24 protein-coding genes are annotated in these 22,843 nt (G+C 62.9%); 12 read left to right on the plus strand and 12 right to left on the minus strand.

Annotation, left to right across the window (positions count from 1 at the left end; genetic code table 11):
• Positions 1-170 precede the first annotated feature (170 nt).
• Positions 171-470 carry a DUF1236 domain-containing protein gene (locus IQ26_RS32230; protein ID WP_145722415.1) on the plus strand — a complete coding sequence of 100 codons (300 nt, stop codon included), beginning with the start codon at positions 171-173 and terminating at the stop codon, positions 468-470.
• On the opposite strand, the gene IQ26_RS39290 is transcribed toward IQ26_RS32230, so the two are convergent.
• Positions 460-957, minus strand: a complete 498-nt coding sequence (locus IQ26_RS39290; protein WP_156090964.1) for a hypothetical protein — start codon at positions 955-957, stop codon at positions 460-462. The genes IQ26_RS32230 and IQ26_RS39290 overlap by 11 nt on opposite strands.
• A gap of 163 nt (positions 958-1,120) precedes the next feature.
• A complete protein-coding gene (locus IQ26_RS32240) occupies positions 1,121-2,293 on the minus strand; it encodes an amidohydrolase (protein ID WP_145722417.1) in 1,173 nt (390 codons plus the stop codon).
• Between the two features lie 108 nt (positions 2,294-2,401).
• Here IQ26_RS32240 and IQ26_RS32245 point away from each other — a divergent pair, with 108 nt between their 5' ends.
• Positions 2,402-3,220 (plus strand): AraC family transcriptional regulator, encoded by an 819-nt coding sequence (locus IQ26_RS32245; RefSeq protein ID WP_145722418.1) that lies wholly within the window; start codon positions 2,402-2,404, stop codon positions 3,218-3,220.
• Positions 3,221-3,452: 232 nt separating this feature from the next.
• On the plus strand, positions 3,453-4,157 hold the full coding sequence (locus IQ26_RS32250) for a hypothetical protein (RefSeq protein ID WP_145722419.1): 705 nt from the start codon (positions 3,453-3,455) through the stop codon (positions 4,155-4,157).
• Positions 4,158-4,309: 152 nt separating this feature from the next.
• Here IQ26_RS32250 and IQ26_RS32255 read toward each other — a convergent pair whose 3' ends face one another.
• The 3 genes from IQ26_RS32255 to IQ26_RS32265 all read right to left on the minus strand — a co-directional run bounded on the left by IQ26_RS32255 (position 4,310) and on the right by IQ26_RS32265 (position 6,407).
• Positions 4,310-4,864, minus strand: coding sequence for a nuclear transport factor 2 family protein (locus tag IQ26_RS32255; RefSeq protein WP_145722420.1), 555 nt, complete (start codon positions 4,862-4,864; stop codon positions 4,310-4,312).
• Complete coding sequence (locus IQ26_RS32260; RefSeq protein ID WP_145722421.1) at positions 4,861-5,841, minus strand: alpha/beta hydrolase; 981 nt, start codon at positions 5,839-5,841, stop codon at positions 4,861-4,863. Before IQ26_RS32260 ends, IQ26_RS32255 begins: the two co-directional genes overlap by 4 nt.
• Positions 5,842-5,903: 62 nt before the next feature.
• Positions 5,904-6,407, minus strand: coding sequence for a nuclear transport factor 2 family protein (locus IQ26_RS32265; protein WP_145722422.1), 504 nt, complete (start codon positions 6,405-6,407; stop codon positions 5,904-5,906).
• 128 nt (positions 6,408-6,535) lie between these two features.
• Here IQ26_RS32265 and IQ26_RS32270 point away from each other — a divergent pair, with 128 nt between their 5' ends.
• The 3 genes from IQ26_RS32270 to IQ26_RS32280 all read left to right on the plus strand — a co-directional run bounded on the left by IQ26_RS32270 (position 6,536) and on the right by IQ26_RS32280 (position 9,110).
• Positions 6,536-7,444, plus strand: a complete 909-nt coding sequence (locus IQ26_RS32270) for a LysR family transcriptional regulator (RefSeq protein WP_145722423.1) — start codon at positions 6,536-6,538, stop codon at positions 7,442-7,444.
• 93 nt (positions 7,445-7,537) lie between these two features.
• Positions 7,538-8,344, plus strand: a complete 807-nt coding sequence (locus IQ26_RS32275) for a copper homeostasis protein CutC (RefSeq protein WP_145722440.1) — start codon at positions 7,538-7,540, stop codon at positions 8,342-8,344.
• Between the two features lie 268 nt (positions 8,345-8,612).
• Positions 8,613-9,110, plus strand: a complete 498-nt coding sequence (locus tag IQ26_RS32280) for a GNAT family N-acetyltransferase (protein ID WP_145722424.1) — start codon at positions 8,613-8,615, stop codon at positions 9,108-9,110.
• Between the two features lie 208 nt (positions 9,111-9,318).
• On the opposite strand, the gene IQ26_RS32285 is transcribed toward IQ26_RS32280, so the two are convergent.
• From IQ26_RS32285 to IQ26_RS32300, 4 genes are all read right to left on the minus strand, one after another.
• Positions 9,319-10,116, minus strand: a complete 798-nt coding sequence (locus IQ26_RS32285; protein WP_145722425.1) for an FAD binding domain-containing protein — start codon at positions 10,114-10,116, stop codon at positions 9,319-9,321.
• A 108-nt stretch (positions 10,117-10,224) separates the two neighbouring features.
• Complete coding sequence (locus IQ26_RS32290) at positions 10,225-12,576, minus strand: xanthine dehydrogenase family protein molybdopterin-binding subunit (RefSeq protein WP_145722426.1); 2,352 nt, start codon at positions 12,574-12,576, stop codon at positions 10,225-10,227.
• Between the two features lie 136 nt (positions 12,577-12,712).
• The gene (locus IQ26_RS32295; RefSeq protein ID WP_126042646.1) at positions 12,713-13,213 is read right to left on the minus strand and encodes a (2Fe-2S)-binding protein; all 501 of its coding nucleotides are present in this window, start codon (positions 13,211-13,213) and stop codon (positions 12,713-12,715) included.
• Between the two features lie 255 nt (positions 13,214-13,468).
• On the minus strand, positions 13,469-13,900 hold the full coding sequence (locus IQ26_RS32300; RefSeq protein ID WP_145722427.1) for a nuclear transport factor 2 family protein: 432 nt from the start codon (positions 13,898-13,900) through the stop codon (positions 13,469-13,471).
• A 240-nt stretch (positions 13,901-14,140) separates the two neighbouring features.
• On the opposite strand from IQ26_RS32300, the gene IQ26_RS32305 reads away from it, so the two are divergent.
• Positions 14,141-15,271, plus strand: a complete 1,131-nt coding sequence (locus IQ26_RS32305; RefSeq protein WP_407660213.1) for an FIST signal transduction protein — start codon at positions 14,141-14,143, stop codon at positions 15,269-15,271.
• Positions 15,272-15,280: 9 nt separating this feature from the next.
• Entirely contained in the window at positions 15,281-16,621 is a 1,341-nt protein-coding gene (locus tag IQ26_RS32310) for an ATP-binding response regulator (protein ID WP_145722429.1), read from the plus strand.
• Positions 16,622-16,879: 258 nt separating this feature from the next.
• Here the strand turns inward: IQ26_RS32310 and IQ26_RS32315 are convergent, their stop codons facing one another.
• Positions 16,880-17,563: a response regulator gene (locus tag IQ26_RS32315; RefSeq protein WP_145722430.1), complete on the minus strand. Its 684-nt coding sequence runs from the start codon at positions 17,561-17,563 to the stop codon at positions 16,880-16,882.
• A gap of 143 nt (positions 17,564-17,706) precedes the next feature.
• Between IQ26_RS32315 and maiA the strand changes: the two genes are divergently transcribed.
• Positions 17,707-18,357 (plus strand): maleylacetoacetate isomerase, encoded by a 651-nt coding sequence (gene maiA / locus IQ26_RS32320; RefSeq protein ID WP_145722431.1) that lies wholly within the window; start codon positions 17,707-17,709, stop codon positions 18,355-18,357.
• 31 nt (positions 18,358-18,388) lie between these two features.
• Positions 18,389-19,429: a zinc-dependent alcohol dehydrogenase family protein gene (locus IQ26_RS32325; protein ID WP_145722432.1), complete on the plus strand. Its 1,041-nt coding sequence runs from the start codon at positions 18,389-18,391 to the stop codon at positions 19,427-19,429.
• 53 nt (positions 19,430-19,482) lie between these two features.
• On the opposite strand, the gene IQ26_RS32330 is transcribed toward IQ26_RS32325, so the two are convergent.
• A complete protein-coding gene (locus IQ26_RS32330; protein ID WP_145722433.1) occupies positions 19,483-20,346 on the minus strand; it encodes a DMT family transporter in 864 nt (287 codons plus the stop codon).
• A 106-nt stretch (positions 20,347-20,452) separates the two neighbouring features.
• On the opposite strand from IQ26_RS32330, the gene IQ26_RS32335 reads away from it, so the two are divergent.
• Positions 20,453-21,856, plus strand: a complete 1,404-nt coding sequence (locus tag IQ26_RS32335) for an aminotransferase-like domain-containing protein (RefSeq protein WP_145722434.1) — start codon at positions 20,453-20,455, stop codon at positions 21,854-21,856.
• A 27-nt stretch (positions 21,857-21,883) separates the two neighbouring features.
• Here IQ26_RS32335 and IQ26_RS32340 read toward each other — a convergent pair whose 3' ends face one another.
• Positions 21,884-22,378 (minus strand): MaoC family dehydratase, encoded by a 495-nt coding sequence (locus tag IQ26_RS32340; RefSeq protein ID WP_145722435.1) that lies wholly within the window; start codon positions 22,376-22,378, stop codon positions 21,884-21,886.
• A gap of 171 nt (positions 22,379-22,549) precedes the next feature.
• On the opposite strand from IQ26_RS32340, the gene IQ26_RS32345 reads away from it, so the two are divergent.
• Positions 22,550-22,843, plus strand: a 294-nt coding sequence (locus tag IQ26_RS32345) for a transposase family protein (RefSeq protein ID WP_145722436.1), incomplete at its 3' end; no start/stop codon positions are given.

Consider the following 22,843-nt stretch of genomic DNA (forward strand, 5'->3'; position numbering starts at 1 on the left):
CCCATCGCGATATCCGGACCCATTGCGTGCAGCAGATCAGACCTAAGTCCAACGGCAAGGCATCTCGGATGGGACCGAAGCCCAGCCAAGGAACGTTTGCAGCGATCTCATGTTTGAGTGGGTCTGGCGCGAAGATGATGCCAAGTGAGATCACATAACAGGAGGCAATTATGAGAATGCGTCTTTCCATTGCGGCCGCGGGGGTTTTGCTGCTGGCAGGTGTCGGCGCCGCTGCCGCTCAGGACGTGATCATCGCGCCTGAACAGGAGACCGTCATCAGGGAATATGTGGAAAAGCAGCCGCTCGCATCGGTGAATATCCCTGGGGTGGAGCTCAATATCGGCTCAACGCTGCCCGACACGGTCGAGCTTCATGAGGTCCCCGACGTCGAATACCGCTACGTCGTCGTCGACGATCGGACCGTCATCGTTGATCCAGGCACACGCAGGATCGTCAAAATCATTCAGTGACCCGAACGGGAGGGAGGAGAAGCCCGCCGCTTCGAAATGAGCGGCGGGCGACGTCTGTGCTATGGGCCGTCAAATGCGAACAATCAGCAAGCTTTTCGATTCCCACGACCAGGCGGGGCGCGCCATTGCCGCGCTTCAGGCGGCAGGAATTTCTCACGAACAGATCAGCGTCATCGGACCTTACGATGACGAAATCCGCGCTGCCTTGCGCGGTCCGGGCGGTACCGCCTTTGGCGCGGCGGCTGGTCTGTTGATCGGCCTGGGCGCTTTTGGAGCCACCGGCATTGATCCTGTCGGAGCGGCGGCTGGCATGGTCCTTGTCGGCGCGGCCTGCGGCGGCTTTGCCGGTAGGCTTCTCCGGGCATCCGCCGATTCTGCCAAAAAGCCGGATGAACCAAACGTTGCACAAGGCGTCATTTTTGTGATGGTGCACGTCGATGAAAAGCAGGCCGGCATCGCGCAGGCAGTGCTCGAACGTCCCGTTCACGTAACGCAGCTCGTGGCCACGGCCGGATGAGATATACGCTGGGTTGGCGCACGCGAGACCGGCGTTTGACAAGCGAAGCTTGCATTCCCAGCCTGTGGCCACCAAGCGCATTCACCTCGGCACGTCTCGCTGAACCATCAGTCTTCCCTCTGGAACTGACGGTTCACGAGGCGGGAAGCGTCTGCTCGACCAGATTGACGTAGTAGCGCAACACGGTCGGCACGATCTCGTCATTGAAGACGTAGCGATCGCCGTGCAGCCCCTCGCCTGGGCCGACATCGCCGGCGCCGATCCACGCATAGCAGCCGCCTGCCTCGCGGATCATGAAGGCGAAATCCTCGCAGCCGAGGCTGGGGCTGAACTCGGTCGAAACGTTCTCCCTCCCAACGGTGGCGGCGGCCGCCTCGACGGCGCGAGCCGTGGCGTCAGCCGTGTTGATGAGCGGCGGATAGCCCTTCTTGTAATCGAGCGTGGCCTTGAGCGCATGGGCCGCGGCGACGCCCCGGGCGATCTCACCGATCAGCGTCTGGCAGTGATCGGAATGACCGGGCTCGAAAAAGCGGCAGGTGCCCTGCAGCCAGACCTTGCCGGGCACGATGTTGCCGACATTGCCGCCATGGATCTGCGTAAGGCTGACGACCAGCGCGGTTTGCGGATCGACCGAGCGGCTGACGATGCGCTGAACAGCCTGGACAAAGGCCCCCGCGGCCAGGATCGGGTCGTCGCCGAGCTGCGGCATGGCGGCGTGCGCGCCAAGACCCTCGAAGGACAGCTCGAAATTGTCGACGGCCGCCATCTGCGCTCCAACGCGAATGGCGATCGTGCCGAGCTTGACGCCCGGCCAGTTGTGGACGGCATACATAGCCTCGACCGGGAAGCGTTTGAACACGCCGTCCTCGATCATGCGCATGCTGCCGCCTTCGTTTTCCTCGGCTGGCTGGAAAATGAAGTTGACGATGCCGTCAAAGGCACGGGATTGGCTGAGCAGCCTGGCGGCGCCGAGCAGCATGGCTGTGTGGCCGTCGTGACCGCAAGCGTGCATCACCCCCTCGTTTCGGGATGCATAAGACAAGCCGGTCTTCTCCACCACCGGAAGCGCGTCCAGTTCGGCGCGAAGACCGATGGCGCGTGTGCCCGTGCCGCTGCGCAGGACGCCGACAACCCCGGTGCCGCCGATCCCCTCATGAACCTCGTCGAAGCCGAAGGCCCGCAGTTTCTCAGAAACGAAACGTGCCGTGTCGTTCTCATCGAATCCGAGTTCGGGATTGGAATGGATATGGTACCGCCAGGCTATGACCTCTGGCGTCAAGGCGGCGATGGGGTCAGTATGCAGCATGATGCTCTCCTTCCGCGCCGGTGAAGGGCGATTTGATCCGGGATCAGGATTACAAAGTCGCACAAGAGGCGTCTTGAACCAGATTGACCGCAGCAGGGATGAAAAGACGTGCACGCGACAGAGACCAGGACATACTGGCGCCATCCCTGCTTTCCTGACCTTGGCCTGTTCAAGGCGCGCTTCACGCAGCATCGTTACGAGCTGCATACTCATCCAACTTATGTGATCGCGCTGATTACGGCTGGCTGCGAACGCATCCGCATCGGCCGCCAAACGGTTGTCGCTCCGGCAGGCACCGTTGCCGTCGTCAATCCCGAGGAGTGGCATGACGGGGAACAAGGCGCGGACGAAGGCTGGGCCTACCGCACGTTTTATCCCTCGGTGCCGCTGATGACGGCGGTCGGCCGTGAACTGGGCCAGGACCGCGCTCCGGTCTTCTCACGCGCGATCATCCAAGACAGCGACCTCGCGGCCGCGTTGGCGGCAGCCCATGAAGGCTCGACGTCCAGGGATGCGACGAAAGCCGAGGCGTCGCTTCTGGTCGCATTGAGGCGCCTCATCGTTCGGCATGGCGATTGGAGCCGGCAGGCCGAGGAGGTCGAAAGCTCCGGATCACGGCAGAGGTTTTCGCTCTACGAACACCTTGTTGAAAGCGGACTTGGCTCGCAGCTCGACCTGCAGCGGCTTGCCGACGCCGCGCGCGTCACCCGCTTCCAGGTCATCCGGGATTTCAAGAGGGCGATTGGCCTGACGCCCGCAGCCTATATCCGCGACCGGAGATTGCGTCGCGCCAGCTTCCTGATCGAACAGGGGCTCGGCCTCGCCGACGCCGCAATCGCGGCAGGTTTTGCCGACCAGAGCCATCTTTCCCGCACCTTCCGGGCTACGCGCGGCATGACGCCTGGCATGTTCAGGAGAGGCGGCTAAGCGCTCTCGGACGTAAGCGCTGTTCTCAGGCCACGGCGAGATGCCCGCCTGCGGTTATCAACGCGTCACCCCAACGGAAATACCACCTCAACTTCGTAGAAAACGATGAGCCAGGCCAATGCCACTAGGAGAGCAAGCAAGCCTGCGCCGAGTAATGACTCGAACCTGTTTCCGTCGCTGCGCATTGGAACGCCAATGGTTGACAAGTTACTAATATTTATGTGACACTTTTATGACAATTGCAAGCGTCGAAAAGGAAGCCCCGCTTCTGTTCAGCGAATGGAGACCGATACTCGCCATTGTTGCAGGATTATCTCTACTGATTCTTTGTGCAAGCTTTGCGCAAGATTTAAGGTTGTACACTGGACAGAAGCCGGACCTTTCGACAAAAATATGGCTCCTTGATGTAGATGTGGAACGGAGCGTGTTCACTTGGGTCTCCGTGCTGGTGCTTTTTTTCTGCAGCCGTCTTTTATTTCAGTGCGGAGACGATGCGGCGGGCCGTAGCAGTCAGTTCACCTGGCATTGGTACTTCTTGGGCTTCCTGTTTCTGTTTCTTTGTTTCGATGAATTCGCTGGCCTTCATGAGAAGCTATCCTCTGCGTTGGCTGCGAGGTCAACCAATACGGGCCTGCTGTATTTTGCATGGGCAGCGCCGGCAGGCATCCTTAGCTTGGTGGGGCTAGCTGCCTTTGTTCCATTCATCCGCTCTTTCCCGACGTCACTCGCCGTGCTGTTGGCGGTTTCGGCGGCGCTGTTTCTTGGCGGAGCGGTCGGGCTTGAAATGGTCGGCGGCAGCGTTGCAGAGGCGGAAGGTGTGGAATCCTTGCGCTATCGCATGCTGGCGAACATCGAAGAAGGTCTCGAACTCGCCGGGACACTGACCTTTATCTACGCACTATTCTCATACCGTGAGATAACATCACGCGCGCGCTGATCTCATCGCTGCGCCAGCCGATACACCGATCTCCACCCGCTGTTAAAGCAAAAGCGCCTCCCCCGAACGAGAGACGCTTGCGCACGAATATTTGCTGCGCGCGACGGTGTGTTGCGTCAAGTGCTGGCAACAGTGGTTACCCACCGGGCTGCTCACTCCGCCTCCGCGCTCACCCGGTCCACGGCGGTGGCCAGCACGGCACGGTCGCCCTCCTCGTACAAGCGATCGACGGCGATGGCGCTGACGCGCCAGCCTTCTGGCGTGCGCACCAGCCGGTGGAGATAGCTGGCGCCGACCGTCCAGAACCGGGCGCCGATCCAGTGGGTCGCGCGGACATGGCTGCGCGCAATCGCATCGTTCTCCGTGCCTTCGACAACGATGTTGGTGATGAGATGCTGGGTGGCGTCGAAGCCCGGCAGCAGACCTTGCCACTGGGCAACCAACGCGTCGCGGTCGCTGGTCGCGGCCTCGCCACCGAAAAGACTGGTATAGTCGGTCATAACGTTTGCCGCGAAATAGGATTTGACGCGGCTCCATTCGCGCAGGTCGGCATAGAGGCCGATCCCGGCCACTGCCTCGGCGATGGCGACCCTGTCTTCGACCGTCAGCGCGGCTCGCGAGGCGCTCAAGGCCGGCGCAGAGGTGGCGGCAGGCGTCGCGGCGAAAACTGCCGAGGCCAAGACGTGCCGGCGGGTGACGGAGTTCATTGTCCCGCCTCCCCTGCACTGCCCAGCGTGGCGCGGAAATGCGCGGCGACGGCGTCGCTCGCGGCCTTCACCGGCGCGGCGCGGTCGTAGAAGTCGAACTGGCTGACGTCGTCGAGCCACAGCTCCTGCTTCGGCCCGGTCAGCCGCGCGTAGAATTTGTGCGCGCCCTGCGGAATGGCAGCCGCCTCGCTATGCACCATCAGAAGGGGCTGATGCAGGCGCGGAGCAGCCTGGATCGCATCGAACGTCAGCCAGCCATGCCAGAAGGCCGGATCGGCCTCGTTGCGCCAGGCAGGGATCATCCCGCGACCGGTGTCGGTGTAGTAAGGCACCTTGAACATGATCGCACGATCGTCGGTCAGGCTGGCGGCGGGCACGAATGCCTGTTTCCCGGTACTGCGATACGCGGCCTCGGCTGCATTGCCCGCGGCTTCAAGCTTGGCGACGCCGTCCTTGCCGCCATAGGTCTGCTCGACCACCTCGGCATCCTGCAGCCAGGGTGCGATGAGGGCGATCGACCTGATCGCGGCATCCTTGGCGGCGGCAGCGACCATGTAGCCGGAGCTGGCGCAAATGCCGAGCCCGCCGATGCGGTCCTTGCTGGTCTCGGACCGGGTCGCGAGATAAGCGACCGCCGCTTCGATATCGGCGATCTTGGTGCTGGGATCCTCGTACTGGCGACGTGCGCCGCCGCTCTCGCCCCAGCCGCGAAAATCGAAGGTCAAGGCGACGAACCCGCGGTCGGCCATCTCGCGGGCGTAGCGGGCCGGCATTTGTTCCTTCACCGTCATCCAGGCGCCGGTCACGACCAGCGCGGACCGAGGTTTCGCCGCGTCCAGGTCCTCGGGCAGATAAAGGTCGCCAACGATCTGCTCACCGTGCGAGGCGAAAGTGACGCGCTCGACGCGCGGCGCGGCGACGGCATTGGAGGCCAGCGCGACGGCGGTTGCCGCGGCCAGCGTCAGGGTTTTCAGCATCGCAAGTCTCCTTTGGCTTGAAGCGAGAAGCACGGCGTGACCGGTTGAGGAAAGCCGCCGTGTCAGCGATCAACCGCCAGCCGGCCGGGCAGCGGCTTCAGCGGATAGTGCGCCCAGTAGAAGGCGTCCGACTGGTACATGTCGGTCAAGAAATTCTGTGCCTCGGCGATCTTGCCATCCCTGATGCGGAACATCAGGGCGTAAAGCTGGTCGACCTCGGGACCCGAGCCGACGTTCGACCAGCCGCGATGAATGTCGACGACGAGGTCGCCCTGCGCCTGGAAGAAGATCGGCTCGGCCTTGAACTTGCCGTCGGCCAGGCCACGGAAGAAGGCGACCACCTCCTCCGGCCCGCGCTTGTCGCCGGCGAGCGGATGATGGCCGGGAATGCGCCACACGATGTCGGGCGCCAGGAAGGGCCGGACGGAATCCGGGTTCCCGGTCGCGTAAGCCGCGTAGTAATCCTTGATAAGTTGGATGTTGCGGTCTTCCTGCGGACCGCCATTCGCGGGGGCTGTGGACACCACCAGGAGAGCCCCGGCGGCGAGCGAAGCGAGCCTGGTCATTGGCCTTTTCTCCTTGCCTTTCGAGCCGTCGCAACAGCGAGGGCTCGTTTCGTCGGACCCAACATGAGGCTTTTTGTTCGCCGGAAAAACCCGTATGGTTCGACAAGGCTATTCGGAATATCCTCACAATGCGCCTCGACCAGTTCAGCGGCATCGTCGCCTTCGTCAAGGTCGCGGAGGCCAGAAGCTTCACCCGCGCCGCCGCCGAACTCGGCATCGCTCCGGCCTCGCTGAGCGAGGCCGTCAAGGGGCTTGAGGAGCGTCTGGGAGTGCGGCTCCTCAACCGCACGACCCGCAGCGTCGGCTTGACCGAGGCAGGCGCCTATTACCTCGACCACGTGCGCCCGGCGGCCGAAGAGGTCTACGCGGCAGGCGCGGCGCTGCGCGAGACCCGCGATCGCCCGGCCGGCACGCTGCGCCTGAGCCTGCCATGGATCGCCGCGCCACTGCTGATCGAGCCGCTGATGGGACCGTTCATGGACGCCTACCCCGAAGTGCGGCTTAGCCTGATCTTCGACGACAGCTTCGTCGATATCGCCGCCCAGGGCTTCGACGCCGGTCTGCGGATCGGCGAGCTTCTCGACAAGGATATGATCGGCGCGCGCCTGGGCGGGCCGCTGCAGACGGTCGTTTTGGGCAGCCCGGATTATCTGGCGCGTAACGGCACGCCCAAGCAGCCCGCAGACCTCGCCGCCCACCGCTGCATCGCATTCGCCTTCACCCGCACTCGCGCCATCTCGCCCTGGGAGTTCGTCGTGGATGGACGCCAGGTCGAGTTCACACCCGACGCACGTCTGATCGTGAACACGCTTCCGCTCTGCATCACCGCCGCCGCGCAAGGGCTTGGCCTTGCGTTCGCCATCGAAGGCCTCGCTGCGCCGCTTCTCGCCTCAGGCGCGCTGGTCAAGGTGCTGGAGCCCTTCTGTCCCACTTACGAACCGCTCCACCTCTATTATCCCAGTCGCCGCCTCGTGCCGCCGAAGCTGCGGGCCTTCATCGACTTCGTGCGCGCGAACGCTCACAAGTTGCGGATCTGATGGGTCGTTGCGCTGCCGCGGATCGCGAGCCGGTTCCAATCAGCCAAAGCGCCGGCTGAGCCAACAGTTCCGGCTTTCACGGCAATGGACCCAATGCTAGGGCAGGATCAGCCGAACTTGACCAATGGATCGCCCGTGACCGACGCCGAACGCCCTCGCCTGCCGCTAATTGAAATCTGTGTCGAAGGCATAGACGGCCTGCTGGCCGCGCAAGCAGCCGGCGCCGATCGGGTCGAGCTCTGCGCCAGCCTCGTCGAGGGCGGCATCACGCCGAGTTTCGGCACCGTGCGCGCGGCCCTCGAACTGGCGACGATCCCGTTCCATGTCATCGTGCGGCCGCGCGGCGGCGATTTTCTCTACAGCGACGCCGAGTACAGCTCGATGCTCGCCGATGTCGGCGCGCTGAGCGAGCTTGGCGTGGCCGGTGTCGTCGTCGGCTCCCTGAACGCCGACGGCACCATCGACGAAAAGCGCATGGGCGAGTTGGTGCAGGCGGCAGGGCCCTTGAACGTGACATGCCATCGCGCCTTCGACATGACGCGCGATCCGGCCGAGGCCCTGGAAACGCTGATCCGCTGCGGGGTTGGCCGCGTGCTGACCAGCGGCCAGCGCGACACCGCATTGGAGGGCGTGGCCCTGCTGGCGGACCTCGTCCGGCAGGCCGGAAAGCGCATCATCATCCTCGGCTGCGGCGGGCTAGATCCCAGGAATATCGCCGAGGTACGGGAAAGAACCGGACTGACCGAAATGCATTTCGCCGCGCTCAAGGACGTGCCGAGCGCCATGCGCTACCGCAATCCCCGGGTTGGGATGGGCGGCACCGACCTCGACCGCGAGTACCGCAACACCGTGACCGACGCGGCGCAGGTGGCGACGACAATTGCGGCGGCGAAGGCATGATCCCAAAGAGACTGTTTCGAAATTCGCTCTGGAGTGTCATATGGTGGTGGTTTCGAGAACGGGAGCGGAGCGGACATTAGAGCGCCGCGCGTCCAATTGGACGCGCAAAGGACGCTCTAACACTTTCCAGTTGGCGCATGATCCTTTCCGGAAACCGATTTCGGTTTCCGGGGTCATGCGCTGGGTCCGTGAGCACCGGAAGCGCAGAAAACGCCATCGGATGGCCGCCAGAGTAGAGTTTCCAAACAGGCTCTAAGGAAGAAAACACGTGACGGAAGCACGCTGGCCGATCGACCGGGTCTCGCCGCAGGACGAGCCCGCCATCCTCGCCCTCAACAACGAGCACGCGGCCGAACTGTCGTGGCTTGAGCCTGAACGCCTGTCCTTCCTGCTCGGTGAAGCCTTCTATGCGCGCCGCATCGGTGCGCTCGAAGCCTTCATCATGACGTTCGACCAGAACGCTCGCTACGACAGTCCGAATTTCCTGTGGTTCCGCGAGCGCTACCCGCGCTTCGTCTATGTCGACCGTGTCGTCGTCGCCGGAGAAGCGCGTGGCCGCGGCCATGCCCGCAGGCTCTATGAGGATCTGTTCGACCATGTCTCGCGTGCCGGCCAGACCATCGTCACTTGCGAGGTGAATGCCGACCCGCCCAACCCGGCTTCGGATGCCTTTCACGCAGCGCTCGGCTTCGTCGAGGTCGGCGACGCGGTGATCCACGGCGGCAAGAAGGCGGTGCGCTACTATACCAGGCAGATCAGCGGCTGAGGCGACAGCGCGGCCCTACCAGTTGTGGTTCAGCCACGCACGGCCGGCTTTTCGACGATGTGTTGCTGCACAAAGCGCAAGCGCGAGAATGGCGACACTCGCATGTCCGGCCGTCAGACCCGAGAGCGACGAAAAAGGGCCGCGAAGGCCCCTTTCCCAAAGCTGGCAATCCCAAAATCGGCGATCCCAAAATCGGCGATCGATGCCTTCAGGCGTTGGCGGCGGTCACTGCGCGCTTGGCCATCACCGCGATGAGATTGGCCCGGTAGTCGGCCGAGGCGTGGAGGTCGCTCATCAAATTCTTCGCCGAAACCTTCACGCCGTCGAGCGCGGCAGCCATGAAGCTTTTGGTCAGCGCCGCCTCGATGTCCTTCGAACGGAAGACGCCGTCGTCGCCGGCCCCGGTGACGGCGACCCTGACGCCGTCCTTGCCCTTGGCCACGAACACCCCGACGATCGCATAGCGCGAGGCGGGATTGCGGAACTTTTCATAGGCCGCCTTGGCCGGCGCGGTGAAGGTTACCGCGGTGATGATCTCGCCATCCTTCAGCGCCGTCTCGAACAGGCCCGTGAAGAACTTGCCGGCCGCGATCTCGCGCTTGTTGGTGACGATGGTTGCGTCGAGCGCAAGCAGTGCTGCCGGATAGTCGGCCGCCGGATCGTTGTTGGCGATCGAACCGCCGATCGTGCCCTTGTGGCGCACGGCCGGATCACCGATCAGCGAGGCCATATGGGCGAGCGCCGGACAGGCCTTCTTCAGCTTCTCGTCGCTGGCGACGTCGTAATGCGTGGTGGCGGCGCCGATGGTGACGGTCTTGCCCGACACTTTGACGCCCTGCAGTTCCTTGATCCGCGACAGGTCGACCAGGTCGGAAGGCGCGGCAAGCCGCGTCTTCATGGCGGGGATCAGCGTCATGCCGCCCGACAGGAGTTTTGCATCGCCGCTCTTGATCAGCTTGGCGGCCTCCGTGACGGAGGCGGCGCGGTGATAGTTGACTGAGTACATGTGTCTTTCTCCCTTCGGGGAAAGAGCGAACCGGGAAATGGCGAGTAGGGATTTTACCCCGACGTACCGCTCTTCCCTATTCGCTACTCCCTATTCGCTATTCGTTTGTCAGTGTTTCGTCGTCGCCCGGATCGCTGCCCAGACCGTGGACGGCGATGCCGGCATGGCGATATCGGTGATGCCGATGGCGTCGGTGATGGCATTGATCACGGCCGGCGGTGAGCCGATGGCGCCGGCCTCGCCGCAGCCCTTGATGCCGAGCGGATTGCCCGGGCACGGCGTGTTCGAGGTCGAGATCTTGAACGACGGCAGATCGTCGGCACGCGGCATGGTGTAGTCCATGTAGCTCGCCGTCAAAAGCTGCCCGCTGGCGTCGTAGTGGGCGCCTTCCAGCAAGGCCTGGCCGACCCCCTGTGCGATACCGCCATGCACCTGGCCTTCGACGATCATCGGGTTGATGATGTTGCCGAAATCGTCGGCGGCGACGAACTGGACGATCTCCGTCACGCCGGTTTCCGGATCGATCTCGACCTCGCAGATATAGCAGCCCGCCGGGAAGGTGAAGTTCGACGGATCGTAGAATGCCGTTTCCTTCAGCCCGGGCTCCATGCCGCCAGGCAGATTGTGGGCCGTGTAGGCCGCAAGCGCCATCTGGAACCACGGCACGTTCTTGTCGGTGCCGGCCACCTTCAGCGCGCCGTTCTCGATGACGATGTCGCCCTCGTCGGCTTCGAGCAGGTGGGCGGCGATCTTCTTGGCCTTGGCCTCGACCTTGTCGAGCGCCTTGACGATGGCCGACATGCCGACGGCACCTGAGCGCGAACCATAGGTGCCCATGCCCATCTGCACCTTGTCGGTATCGCCGTGGACGATTGAGACGCTATCGATCGGCACGCCGAAGCGCTCGTTGACCAATTGTGCGAAGGTCGTCTCATGGCCCTGGCCATGGCTGTGAGAGCCGGTCAGCACCTCGATCGTGCCGACGGCGTTGACACGCACCTCGGCACTTTCCCAAAGACCGACACCCGCTCCAAGACTGCCGACAGCCGCCGAAGGCGCAATGCCGCAGGCCTCGATGTAGCAACTCATGCCGATGCCGCGCAGCTTGCCTCTCTTGACGGCGTCCGCCTTGCGCTTGGCAAAGCCGGCGTAGTCCGAAGCCTTCATCGCCGCGTCGAGCGAGGCGCCATAATCGCCGGCGTCATAGTTCATGATGACCGGCGTCTGGTGCGGGAACGAGGTGATGAAGTTCTTTCGACGAAGCTCCGCGGGCGACACGCCCAATTCGCGGGCGGCGGTCTCCATGGTGCGTTCGAGCAGATAGGTGGCCTCCGGCCGCCCTGCCCCGCGATAGGCGTCGACCGGCGCGGTGTTGGTGTAGACGGCGCGCACATTGGCGTGGATCGCCGGAATATCGTACTGGCCCGACAACAGCGTCGCGTAGAGATAGGTCGGCACGGAGGACGAGAACAGCGACATATAGGCGCCGAAATTGGCGATGGTGTCGACCTTCAGCCCGGTGATCCTGTTGTCCTTGTCGAAGGCCATCTCCACTGTCGAGACATGGTCCCGGCCATGCGCATCGGTGAGAAAACTCTCGGTGCGGTCGGCAACCCATTTGACCGGCACGCCGGTCTTCTTCGAGGCCCACAGGCAAATGATTTCTTCCGGATAGATGAAGATCTTCGAGCCGAACCCGCCACCGACGTCCGGCGCGATGACGCGCAGCTTGTTTTCGGGGGCGACATTGTAGAAAGCACTCATCACCAGCCGCGCGACATGCGGGTTCTGCGACGTCGTCCAGCACGTGTAGTGGTCCTCGGCCTTGTCGTAATGACCAAGGGCGGCACGCGGCTCCATGGCGTTGGGCACCAGCCGGTTGTTGACGATCTTCATGCGGGTGACATGGGCAGCGGCCTTGATCGCCGCGTTGGTCGCCGTGCTGTCGCCGAGCTCCCAGTCGAAAATCAGATTGCCGTCGGCTTCCAGATGTATCTGTGGTGCGCTCCTCTCGAGCGCCTTCGGCGCATCGACGACCGCCTTCAGCTCCTTGTAGGTGATGTCGACCGCTTCGGCCGCGTCGCGCGCCTGGCCCTTGGTTTCGGCGACCACGATGACCACCGCATCGCCGACATAGCGGACCTTGTCGAAGGCCAGCGGCGACCACGCCCCCATCTTCATCGGCGTGCCGTCCTTGGAATGGATCATCCAGCCGCAGATGAGATTGCCGATGCCGTCGGCCTTGAGCTCCTTGCCGGTCAGCACGCCGATGACGCCCGGCATGGCTTTCGCCTTTTTGACGTCGATCTTCTTGATTTGCGCATGCGCGTGCGGGCTGCGCACGAAGGCCGCATGCTTCATGCCGGGAACCACCATGTCGTCGACATAGCGCCCGGCGCCGGTAATGAACCGCTTGTCTTCCTTGCGCGCTACACGAGCGCCAACACCCTCAATGCCCATCGCAGAAATTCCTCCCGAATTGCGGAAATAGCGAATAGTGAGTAGCGAATAGTAAGTAGCGATTGGTGGTGAGTTGGCGCTTGGTCAGAGGGGCACACTGACTACTCGCTACTCGCTATTCGCTACTCACTTTACCTCACGCAGCTTGCCTGGCCTTACCCTTCGATCCCTTGGCCATCGTCTTCGATGCGGCGAGGATCGCTTTCACGATGTTGTGGTAGCCGGTGCAGCGGCAGATATTGCCTTCGAGTTCGGCGCGCACCGTGGCCTCGTCGAGGCCTTCGGGGTGGCGGGCGATCATGTCCGTCGCCGCCATGATCATGCCCGGCGTGCAGAAACCGCACTGCAGCCCGTGATGCTCCTTGAACGCCGCCTGTACCGGATGCAGGTCGGCGCCGTCCGCCAGTCCTTCGATCGTCACGACGCTCGACCCGGAAGCCTGCACCGCAAGCATCGTGCAGGATTTGACCGCCTTGCCGTCGACATGGACCACACAGGCGCCGCATTGCGAGGTGTCGCAGCCGACATGCGTCCCGGTCAGGCCGAGATTCTCCCTCAAGAAATGAACCAGAAGCGTACGGTCTTCGGCAGCGCCGCTGACCCGCCTTCCGTTCACCGTCAACGATATATCCGACATAAAACCTCCCTGGGTGCTAACCTTGGTCGTTTGGCGTCGGTGGTGCCCGAGCCCTCTGTCTGTCTGCCATTCTTATACTGCATTATGCACGGGAAAAAGTGCCGCGAAATGCCGAGATTGCGAGAATGCAGTTCGTCCCAGAATCCGCATATTGTACTTTCGGTCACGCAAAGACAGCGGAAACGGCACGATGGAGGAGAGCTTCGATCGCCGTGCGAATGCCGCCTTCCGGCCATGAGCGGCTCCGAGCCGATCTCAGCCGATGCCGTGTTCCCTGAGAACCTCCTGCTCGTCGCCTGACACCCAGCCAAATATCTTGGGCTCTCCGCCCAGCTTCTGCACGAGGTAGTGGACGTCGAAATCTATCGTGACATCCGGTCGGCCTTGACGGGCATAGGTCGCCGTCCAGGCGACATGGGCAACGCAATGATGCTCGTCTATCGGCGAGATCCGAACATCCCGCTTCCGCATCGCCTTCGTGCCGATCGCTCGATAATGAGCATAGCCTTGTTCCATGGCCTGCTTGAGCTGGTCGTCGTTCTTCCCGACCATGACGCCGGCAGGTGACGCCGCGATGAAGGCGGAGGCATAGACCGATGCGACTTCATCCATGTCGGCATCGCCGGCGAGGGACTTCTGGAAAAGCTGCTCGTACCTTTCGAACAGCTTCCGGACCTGTGCTTCCATGGATCGCGCTCCCTTCCGGTGTGGATTTGAAGCTTCTGAACGCTGATGCCGTCAAAATAGCAGAAACTTCAAATCCATCATGTTGGCTCATTGCCAAACCAGCACTTGAAGACAACAATGACGTCGACGCCGGCGCGCCGAGGAGCACAAAAAAGAGCCGCGCACAAAAAAAGAGCGTCGGAGGAACGGAGGAAGAAGTCGCTGGCCAGTTCACGGACGCGCTATGCATGCGGCCTGTCGGTGCTCACCACGGATGAGCCCGACGCCGATGCGTTCACCCGGACGATCGCGGCCGAAGCCGCGGCCATCGATGCCGGCTTCGCCCTGCTCTTCTTCTCCCAGAGCCTCGTCGATGCCGCGGCCCTGTCGAACGCGCTGAAGATCAACGCGCCGGCACTTGCCTATGCCGGCTGCTCCACCGCCGGCGAAATCACGCCGCGCGGTCTGGAGGAAGGCCAGATCCTCGCCTTGCTGCTTCCGTCGGCGTCGTTTTCGGTCGCAAGCACCATGGTCGACAATCTCTCTTCGTCGGGCATGGACAAGATCACCGATGAAGTCGGGGCGCTGCGGCGCTCGCTGCAGGGCCGCATCGGGTACGAACGGACCAACACCACCTTCGCGCTCTGCTTCATCGACGGGCTGTCCTATGCCGAGGAAGCGGTGACCTCGGCCATCCATTGGGGCCTCGACGACATTCCTCTGATCGGCGGATCGGCCGGAGACGATCTGAAGTTCGAGACGACGCGGCTGATTTCGAACGGCAGGGTTACCTCCGACAGTGCCATCATCGTGCTGATCACCACGGAAATTCCTTTCCACGTATTCAAGACCGACAATTTCGTTCCCACCGACCAGAAGCTGGTGGTGACGGCGTCCGATCCCGATCACCGCACCGTGCGCGAATTCAACGCCACCAATGCCGCGGAGGAATATGCCGCCTCGGTCGGCGTCATCCCGCAGATGCTGACACCGCTGAGTTTTGCCTCGCACCCGGTGGTGGTGAAAGTCGGCGGCGAGTTTTACTGCCGCTCGATCCAGAAGATGCACGCGGACGGCTCGCTGTCGTTCTTCTGCGCCATCGACGATGGCGTCGTCCTTTCCATCGCCCAGCCCAAGGGCATGGTTGAATCGACACGTGCCGCCCTCAAGGACGTCGAGGACAGGCTTGGCGGCATCGACATGATCCTCGGCTTCGACTGCGTGCTGCGCCGGCTCGACGCGCGCAACCGGCAGGTCTTTCGAGAGATTTCGGAACTCTACAAGGTCAACAACGTCATCGGCTTCGGCACCTATGGCGAACAGTACCGGTCGATGCATCTGAACCAGACCTTTACCGGCATCGCCTTCGGAGAGCGGCAGGCGGCGGAGTAGGAGGTTCTCATGCCGCTCAAGGACATCAACGATCTGGAGAAGCTGAAGAAGATCAACGCGGCCCTTGTCAGCCGCGTCGAGCGCTCGATGGACCAGCAGGGCAACGCGTTCTCGCTGTTCCAGACCGCGATTTCGCTCGAGAATCGAGTGCGCACGCGCACCGAGGAACTGCACTCGACACTGCGTAGATTGGAACAATCCAACATCGATTTGAGCGCGGCCAAGGAAAACGCCGAGCTGGCGAACCTGTCCAAGACCAGGTTCCTGGCAGCCGCCAGCCACGACGTGCTGCAGCCGCTCAATGCAGCACACCTCTCGGTCTCGGCGCTGGCCGAAGTGCAGACCAGCGACGAGGGCAAGAAGCTGGTCCGGCAGGTCGAGCGGTCGCTGGAGACGATGGAGGATCTGCTCCGCACCCTGCTCGACATTTCCAAGCTCGACGCCGGCGTCGTGCAGCCCGACATCGGCGACGTCAACCTGGAGACGCTGTTTTCGTCGCTGCGTTCGGACTTTCAGCCAGTCGCGAAGATGAAGGGCCTGACGCTGAAATTCCGGCCGGTCAACGCCGTCGTGCGCTCGGACCGCACCTTGCTGCGGCGCATCCTGCAGAACATCCTTTCCAACGCTCTGCGCTACACCCGCTCCGGCGGCGTGCTGGTCGGCACCAGGCATCGCGGCGACACGATCCGCATCGATGTCGCCGATACCGGCTGCGGCATTCCCGACGACCAGCGCGAGGCCGTGTTCGAGGAATTCCACCGCGGCACGATCTCGTCCGATAGCGGGCTTGCCGGCGGCGGGCTGGGCCTGGGCCTGGCCATCGTGCGCCGCATCGCCGCCGCACTCGGCCATCCCGTGACGTTTTCGTCGAAGGTCGGACACGGCACGATTTTCCATATCGACGTTCCGGTCGGCATCGGCGCCACGGCCGACGTCATCGCCAACGCCGCCGACATGGAGCGGCCGCGTGGCTACGGTCTGTTCGGCACAAAGGTGCTGCTGGTCGAGAACGACATCGAGGTGCTGGAGGCGATGACGTTCCTGCTCGAGCGCTGGCAATGCCTGGTGCGCCCCGCCACCTCGACCGGTGATGCGCTCGACATGCTTGGCGATACGGACTGGGTGCCGGACATCGTCATAGCCGACCAGCATCTCGACGGCGGCGATCTCGGCACCACGACCATCGCCGAAGTCCGCGACTATCTCGGCCGCGCCGTACCGGCGCTGATCGTCACCGCCGACGGTTCCGAGACCGTTGCCAAAGCCGCCCGCGCCGCCGGCATCGAGCTGATGCGCAAGCCGCTGAAACCGGCACAACTGCGCGCGCTGCTGGCGCATTTGCTGGCTTAGAGAATGACTAACGCGATCCTCAATTACTTGGGAAAACCGGCGTCATCTCTTTTGACGTCACCGCCTTTTGCATTCGTGACCTACCTCACCTCGCGCTAGGCGAGGAATACGATCTCATCGATGAGGAATTAGGCGAAACGAGAGAAATCATTTCGTCTATATCATTCGGATAGGGACCAGCAGATCAAACGCCTTTGAGACATTCACCTGATCACAGCGCCTTGCTGCTTCGTTTGCAAGGGTATCGGCACCGACCCCTCAAAGCCCCGCCTGGCCCCGAAACAGATCGGCACTGTCGAGCTTCGAAACCTCGATGACGGCTTGCGTCCGGCTGTAGACGTTGAGCTTGCGCAGGATCTCCGAAACATGCGCCTTGACGGTGGTTTCGCCGACCTGCAGCTCGTAGGCGATCTGCTTGTTGAGCAGGCCCTGGCGCAGCATCTGCAGCACCCGCAATTGCTGCGGCGTCAGTTTGGCAAGACGCTGCACCATCTCGGCGCGGTCGGTGCTCTCGGCGTCCGGCGGCTGGCCTTCATAGGTTTCGGGCACGTAGATCGCGCCTTCCATCACCGAGCGGATGGCGGCGGCCAGATCACTCTTGCGCGCCGATTTCGGGATGAAACCGGCAGCACCATAGGACAGCGCCTCGGAAATGATCTTCGGCTCCTCATGCCCCGAAACGATGACCACCGGCAGGCGCGGATAGCGGGTCCGAAGCTGCAGCAGCCCATCGAAGCCATGCACATCAGGCATGCTGAGGTCGAGCAGCGCGAGATCGAACGGTTTCGCATCCGCCAGAAGCTCGAATGCCTCGGTGATCGAACGCGCCTCGACGGTGTCGACGTCCGGATAGGCCATTTGCACGGCGCTGTGCAGCGCCTCGCGAAACAGCGGGTGGTCGTCGATGATCAGAAACCGGGCGCTATCGTTGACTGCGGTCATGGCGTTCGTTTCATTTCAGGCAGGATAGAATAGCCCAGTGACCATGGCCAGATTATTGGCAAATAGTACATCGCCATCCCTGGCCGAAGGAATTCCGACCACCATGCCTTGCCCGGTCCTCCAAATCGGCCGAATGTGCCGCAATGAGCGACATCGTCCTCCACAACTACTACCGCTCCTCCACCTCCTACCGGGTGCGGATCGCGCTGGAGATGAAGGGCCTGACCTACCAATACGTGCCGCATCATCTGCGCCATGGCGAGCATCTGGAGCCCGCCTATCTCGCGGTCAACCCGCAGGGACTGGTGCCGGCGCTAATCCTGGGCGACGGCACGCTGCTGACCCAATCGCTGGCGATCATCGAATTTCTGGACGAGACCAGGCCCGAACCGCCGCTTTTGCCGAAGGACGCGCTTGGCCGGGCCCGCGTCAGGATGCTGGCGCAGATGATCGCCTGCGACATCCATCCGGTGAACAATCTGCGCGTGCTGACCTCGCTGCGCACCCTGTTCGGCGCCGGCGACGAGGACGTCGCCAACTGGTTCCGGCACTGGGTGAACGAAGGTTTCCAGCCGCTTGAAAAGATTCTGGCTTCGTCGTCCGAAACCGGGATATTCTGCCATGGCGACACGCCGGGGCTGGCCGACATCTGCCTGGCCGCACAGGTCACCAGCAATGCCCGTTTCGGCGTCGACATGACGCCCTACCCGACGATCGCACGCATCCACGCCACCTGCATGGCGCTGCCGGCCTTCCAAAAGGCCGCACCCGGGAACCAGATCGATGCCGAATAGAGCAGTTGAATAAAAGCATGAGGAATTGCCGATGAAAGCCGTCGTCTTCGAAAAATTCGGTGAAACGCCGACGATCCAGACCGTTCCCGATCCGGAGCCGGCACCGGAGGGCGTCGTCATCAAGGTCGAGGCGACCGGTCTCTGCCGCAGCGACTGGCATGGCTGGATGGGTCATGACGACGGCATCCGCCTGCCGCATGTGCCGGGTCACGAGCTGGCCGGCGTCGTGGTGGCAGCCGGCAAGCAGGTGACCCGCTGGAAAGCCGGCGAGCGCGTCACCGTGCCGTTCGCCGTCGGCTGCGGCCGCTGCTTCGAATGCAGCTCGGGCAACCACCAGGTCTGCGAACACCAGACCCAGCCCGGCTTTACCGCCTGGGGCTCGTTCGCCGAATATGTCGCCATCGACCATGCCGACACCAATCTGGTCCGCTTGCCCGACAAGATGGAGTTCGCGACCGCCGCCAGCCTCGGCTGCCGCTTCGTCACCTCGTTCCGCGCCATTGTCGACCAGGGCCGGGTGACGCCCGGCGAATGGGTGGCCGTGCATGGCTGCGGCGGCGTCGGCCTGTCGGCGATCATGATCGCCAGCGCCATGGGCGCCAACGTGATTGCGATCGACTTGACCGACGAGAAGCTGGACTTCGCCAGCAAGATCGGCGCCGTGGCGACGATCAACGCCGCGAAGACGCCGAATGTGGTCAAGGCGGTCAAGCAGATCACCAATGGTGGCGCGCATATGTCGATGGACGCGCTCGGCCATCCCAGCACCTCGTTCAATTCGATCGCGAACCTGCGCCGGCGCGGCCGCCATGTGCAGGTCGGCTTGATGCTCGGTGATCACGCCAGGCCGCAGGTGCCGATGGACAAGGTGATCGCCTTCGAGCTCGAAATCCGAGGCAGCCACGGCATGCAGGCCTACCGCTACCAGGCGATGATGGAGATGATCCGCACTGGCAAGCTCAAGCCCGAACTGCTGGTCGGCAAGCGGATCAGTCTCGACGAGGCGCCCGCGGCCTTGATGGCGATGGGCGGCTTCGAAGGCATCGGCATCGGCGTGGTGACCAAGTTCTAGCCGTGCGGCTCTCCCTTCTCCCCTTGTTGTGGGAGAAGGAGAAGGAGCGGTGCCTATCTCGCATATCTCTTCGCACCGACGACGCAAAGCACCACGGCGGCGGTGACGGCGATCATGGCAGGACTGACCTGCTCGTGCAGCAGCGTTGCCGCCAGCGCTAGGCCGAAGAACGGCTGCAGCAACTGCAACTGCCCGACCGCGGCGATGCCACCTTGTGCCAGTCCGCGATACCAGAACACAAAGCCGATCAGCATGCTGAACAGTGAGACATAGGCCAGGCCGATCCAGGCGGCCTCGCCGACACCCGCAAACGAAATCGGCATGGTGACGAGCGTCAGCGCCAGCATGACCGGCAGCGACAACACCAGCGCCCACGAGATCACCTGCCAGCCGCCGAGTTTGCGGGACAGTTTGGCTCCTTCCGCATAGCCCAATCCGCACAGGATAATTGCGGCCAGCATCAGCGTGTCGCCGAGCGGCGAGGCCGAAACGCCTTGTGTCATCGCAAAACCGGCAACAAGGAAGCTGCCAAGGCACGAAAACAGCCAGAAGGCCGGTTTGGGGCGATCGCCGCCGCGAATGACGCCGAAGATCGCGGTCGCCAGCGGCAACAGGCCGACGAAAATGATGGAATGGGCCGAGGTGACGTGCTTGAGCGCCAACGCGGTCAGCAGCGGAAAGCCGATCACGACGCCGAGCGCCACGATGGCCAGCGAGAACAGATCCTGCCGCTCCGGACGCTTCTGGCGAAAAATGAGCAGGAGCGCGAGGCCGAGTATGCCTGCCGTGGCAGCACGGGCGACGGTTACGAACGCCGGATCGAAATCCATCACCGCTACGCGCGTCGCCGGAAGCGATCCGCTGAAAATCAGGACGCCTACGAATCCGTTGATCCAGCCACCCGCCGTCTTGTCCATCGCACACTCCTGATATTTCCGCCCTCTATCGGGCCGGGCGGATGGCGCCGCCAGAGACAATGAGGTACAGTTCGACAAAACTGTCATGACACGTTGAGCAGTACGGATGGACGAGCAGACGACGGTAAGCGAGGGCAGCGGGACGCTTGTCGAAAGCGTCATGGCGACGATCAGGCACAGGATCGCCGCGCGCAGCCTGACACCGGGAACACGACTGCCTTCGATCCGGGCCTTTGCCAAGATCATGCGGGTTTCCAAGTCCACCGTCGTCGAAGCCTATGAGCGTCTGGCAGCGGAGGGCATGATCCGCTCGCGCCCAGGTTCGGGTTTTTATGCTGCCGGGCCGCTGGCTCCCTTGTCCCTGGCCGAGATCGGCCCAAGGCTTGACCGTGCTGTCGATCCGCTCTGGGTTTCACGCCAGTCGCTGGAAGCTGGCGACGGCGTGCTCAAACCCGGCTGCGGCTGGCTGCCTGCCTCGTGGATGCCGGAGGCGGGATTGCGCCGGGCACTGCGGGCAATGGCACGCGGCGGTGACGTCGCGCTGACGGACTACGGCACCCCTCTCGGGCTGCCGCCGCTGCGTCATCTGCTCGCACGGCGCATGGCAGAGCACGGCATCGAGGCATCTCCCGACCAGATCATGCTGACGGAATCAGGCACCCAGGCCATCGACCTGCTGTGCCGTTTCCTGCTCGAGCCGGGCGACACGGTGCTGGTGGACGATCCTTGTTATTTCAACTTCCATGCGCTGCTGCGCGCCCACCGGGCCAAGGTGGTCGGCGTTCCCTATACGCCGTCGGGGCCGGATATCGAGTTGTTCGCGCAGGCGCTGACCGAACACCAGCCGCGCCTCTACATCACCAATTCCGCGCTTCACAATCCAACGGGTGCAATTCTGTCGCCGGTCGTCGCCCATCGATTGCTCAAGCTCGCCGATCGCTCCGATCTGACGATCATCGAAGACGATATCTTTGCCGACTTCGAATACACGCCCGCGCCCAGGCTGGCGGCATTCGACGGCCTTGGTCGCGTCGTCCATATCGGCAGCTTTTCCAAGACGCTTTCGGCGTCGGTGCGCTGCGGTTTCATCGCGGCGCCGCGCGACTGGATGGAAGGTTTGACCGACCTCAAGATCGCGACATCCTTCGGTGGCGGACGGCTTGCCTCCGAACTGGTGCTGACGCTGCTGAAGGACGGCAGCTATCGCAAGCACATGGATTTGCTGCGCACGCGGCTTTCACGCGCCATGGTCGAGACAAGCACCCGCCTGAAGGCGATCGGCATCACGCCGTGGATCGACCAGCCGACCGGCATGTTCTTGTGGTGCAGGCTGCCGGAAGGCGTGGATGCGGCTGAAATAGCCCGCCGCGCTTTGTCGGCCAACGTCGTGCTGGCGCCCGGCAATGCGTTCAGCCTGTCCCAAACTGCCAGCCGTTTCCTGCGCTTCAACGTCGCGCAATCGGCAGACGAGAGGATTTTCAGGACGCTCGAAGAGGCGATGTCGCGTTGAAAAGTGCAGGCCCTGGCGCTTCGCCCCTCACGCCCCTGCCCGCTTGCGCCTTTCGTAAAGCATGACGAGCGTTTCGGCCGTCAGCGCCGGCTTCCGCTCACCTTCGATCTCGACGATGTTGGCGGCCTTCATCAGATACTGGCCGGGGCCTTCGTCCTCCATGGACAAAAGCGTGATGCGCAGCCTGATGCGCGCGCCGGCCCTGACCGGTGCTAGGAACCGGACTTTGTCGAAACCATAGTTGAACACGGCTTGCGTGTTTTCGGGCACGATACCCATGTCGAGCGCCAGCGCTCCGATGATCGACAGCGTCAGATAGCCATGCGCGATGGTAGTGCGAAACGGGCTTTGCCGCTTCGCCCGCTCAGGATCGACATGGATCCATTGGCGGTCGCCCGTGCATTCGGCGAACTGGTCGATGCGGCTCTGGTCGACCGTCGTCCAGTCCGACACGCCAAGCTCCTGCCCCGTCATTGTCCTGAGCTGCTCGTAGGTCGGCGTCCTCAGCCGTGTTTGCGTCATTCCTGCTTTCCCGATCGCTTGCCCCGCCTCCGGACCACGAACCGGCCGCCTCTGTCAATTCGCTCCGCGCGATCCGAGGGCAACGAGCTCAGGTTAACGGCGGGTTTGTAATTTGTGGCACGACGTAGGTTAGCGTGATTCAAGAGGCTTCCGGAGATTCGGGAGGAAGCCATGAGTGAAGATGTTGCCACGCGCCGCAAGAGTCTTTTGGAGCATTTTTCGGCCATCAAGGACAGCCGCCAGCCGTGCAAGGTGATGTATCCGCTCAGCGAGGTGCTGCTTTTGGTGGTCTGCGGCACGATGGCGGCCTGCGACGACTACGACGACATCGTTCTATGGGCAAGCAGGCATCTCGACTTCCTGCGGCGTCTGCAACCCTATCATTTCGGCATTCCCTGCGCCGACTGGCTGCGGGTGGTGATGAACCGGATCGGGCCGGACCTATTCGCCTCCTGCTTTCTGGCC

Origin of the sequence: Mesorhizobium tianshanense (genome assembly GCF_007830515.1) — a bacterium.
Taxonomy (GTDB): Bacteria; Pseudomonadota; Alphaproteobacteria; order Rhizobiales; family Rhizobiaceae; genus Mesorhizobium; species Mesorhizobium tianshanense.

What these genes read in the sequence shown, in the direction of transcription:
- IQ26_RS32230 (WP_145722415.1), top strand. Translation starts at nt 171, where the DNA reads ATGAGAATGCGTCTTTCCATTGCGGCCGCGGGGGTTTTGCTGCTGGCA.
- IQ26_RS32240 (WP_145722417.1), bottom strand. Translation starts at nt 2,293, where the DNA reads ATGCTGCATACTGACCCCATCGCCGCCTTGACGCCAGAGGTCATAGCC.
- IQ26_RS32250 (WP_145722419.1), top strand. Translation starts at nt 3,453, where the DNA reads ATGACAATTGCAAGCGTCGAAAAGGAAGCCCCGCTTCTGTTCAGCGAA.
- IQ26_RS32255 (WP_145722420.1), bottom strand. Translation starts at nt 4,864, where the DNA reads ATGAACTCCGTCACCCGCCGGCACGTCTTGGCCTCGGCAGTTTTCGCC.
- IQ26_RS32260 (WP_145722421.1), bottom strand. Translation starts at nt 5,841, where the DNA reads ATGCTGAAAACCCTGACGCTGGCCGCGGCAACCGCCGTCGCGCTGGCC.
- IQ26_RS32265 (WP_145722422.1), bottom strand. Translation starts at nt 6,407, where the DNA reads ATGACCAGGCTCGCTTCGCTCGCCGCCGGGGCTCTCCTGGTGGTGTCC.
- IQ26_RS32270 (WP_145722423.1), top strand. Translation starts at nt 6,536, where the DNA reads ATGCGCCTCGACCAGTTCAGCGGCATCGTCGCCTTCGTCAAGGTCGCG.
- IQ26_RS32275 (WP_145722440.1), top strand. Translation starts at nt 7,538, where the DNA reads ATGCTAGGGCAGGATCAGCCGAACTTGACCAATGGATCGCCCGTGACC.
- IQ26_RS32285 (WP_145722425.1), bottom strand. Translation starts at nt 10,116, where the DNA reads ATGTACTCAGTCAACTATCACCGCGCCGCCTCCGTCACGGAGGCCGCC.
- IQ26_RS32290 (WP_145722426.1), bottom strand. Translation starts at nt 12,576, where the DNA reads ATGGGCATTGAGGGTGTTGGCGCTCGTGTAGCGCGCAAGGAAGACAAG.
- IQ26_RS32295 (WP_126042646.1), bottom strand. Translation starts at nt 13,213, where the DNA reads ATGTCGGATATATCGTTGACGGTGAACGGAAGGCGGGTCAGCGGCGCT.
- IQ26_RS32300 (WP_145722427.1), bottom strand. Translation starts at nt 13,900, where the DNA reads ATGGAAGCACAGGTCCGGAAGCTGTTCGAAAGGTACGAGCAGCTTTTC.
- IQ26_RS32310 (WP_145722429.1), top strand. Translation starts at nt 15,281, where the DNA reads ATGCCGCTCAAGGACATCAACGATCTGGAGAAGCTGAAGAAGATCAAC.
- IQ26_RS32315 (WP_145722430.1), bottom strand. Translation starts at nt 17,563, where the DNA reads ATGACCGCAGTCAACGATAGCGCCCGGTTTCTGATCATCGACGACCAC.
- maiA (WP_145722431.1), top strand. Translation starts at nt 17,707, where the DNA reads ATGAGCGACATCGTCCTCCACAACTACTACCGCTCCTCCACCTCCTAC.
- IQ26_RS32325 (WP_145722432.1), top strand. Translation starts at nt 18,389, where the DNA reads ATGAAAGCCGTCGTCTTCGAAAAATTCGGTGAAACGCCGACGATCCAG.
- IQ26_RS32330 (WP_145722433.1), bottom strand. Translation starts at nt 20,346, where the DNA reads ATGGACAAGACGGCGGGTGGCTGGATCAACGGATTCGTAGGCGTCCTG.
- IQ26_RS32335 (WP_145722434.1), top strand. Translation starts at nt 20,453, where the DNA reads ATGGACGAGCAGACGACGGTAAGCGAGGGCAGCGGGACGCTTGTCGAA.
- IQ26_RS32340 (WP_145722435.1), bottom strand. Translation starts at nt 22,378, where the DNA reads ATGACGCAAACACGGCTGAGGACGCCGACCTACGAGCAGCTCAGGACA.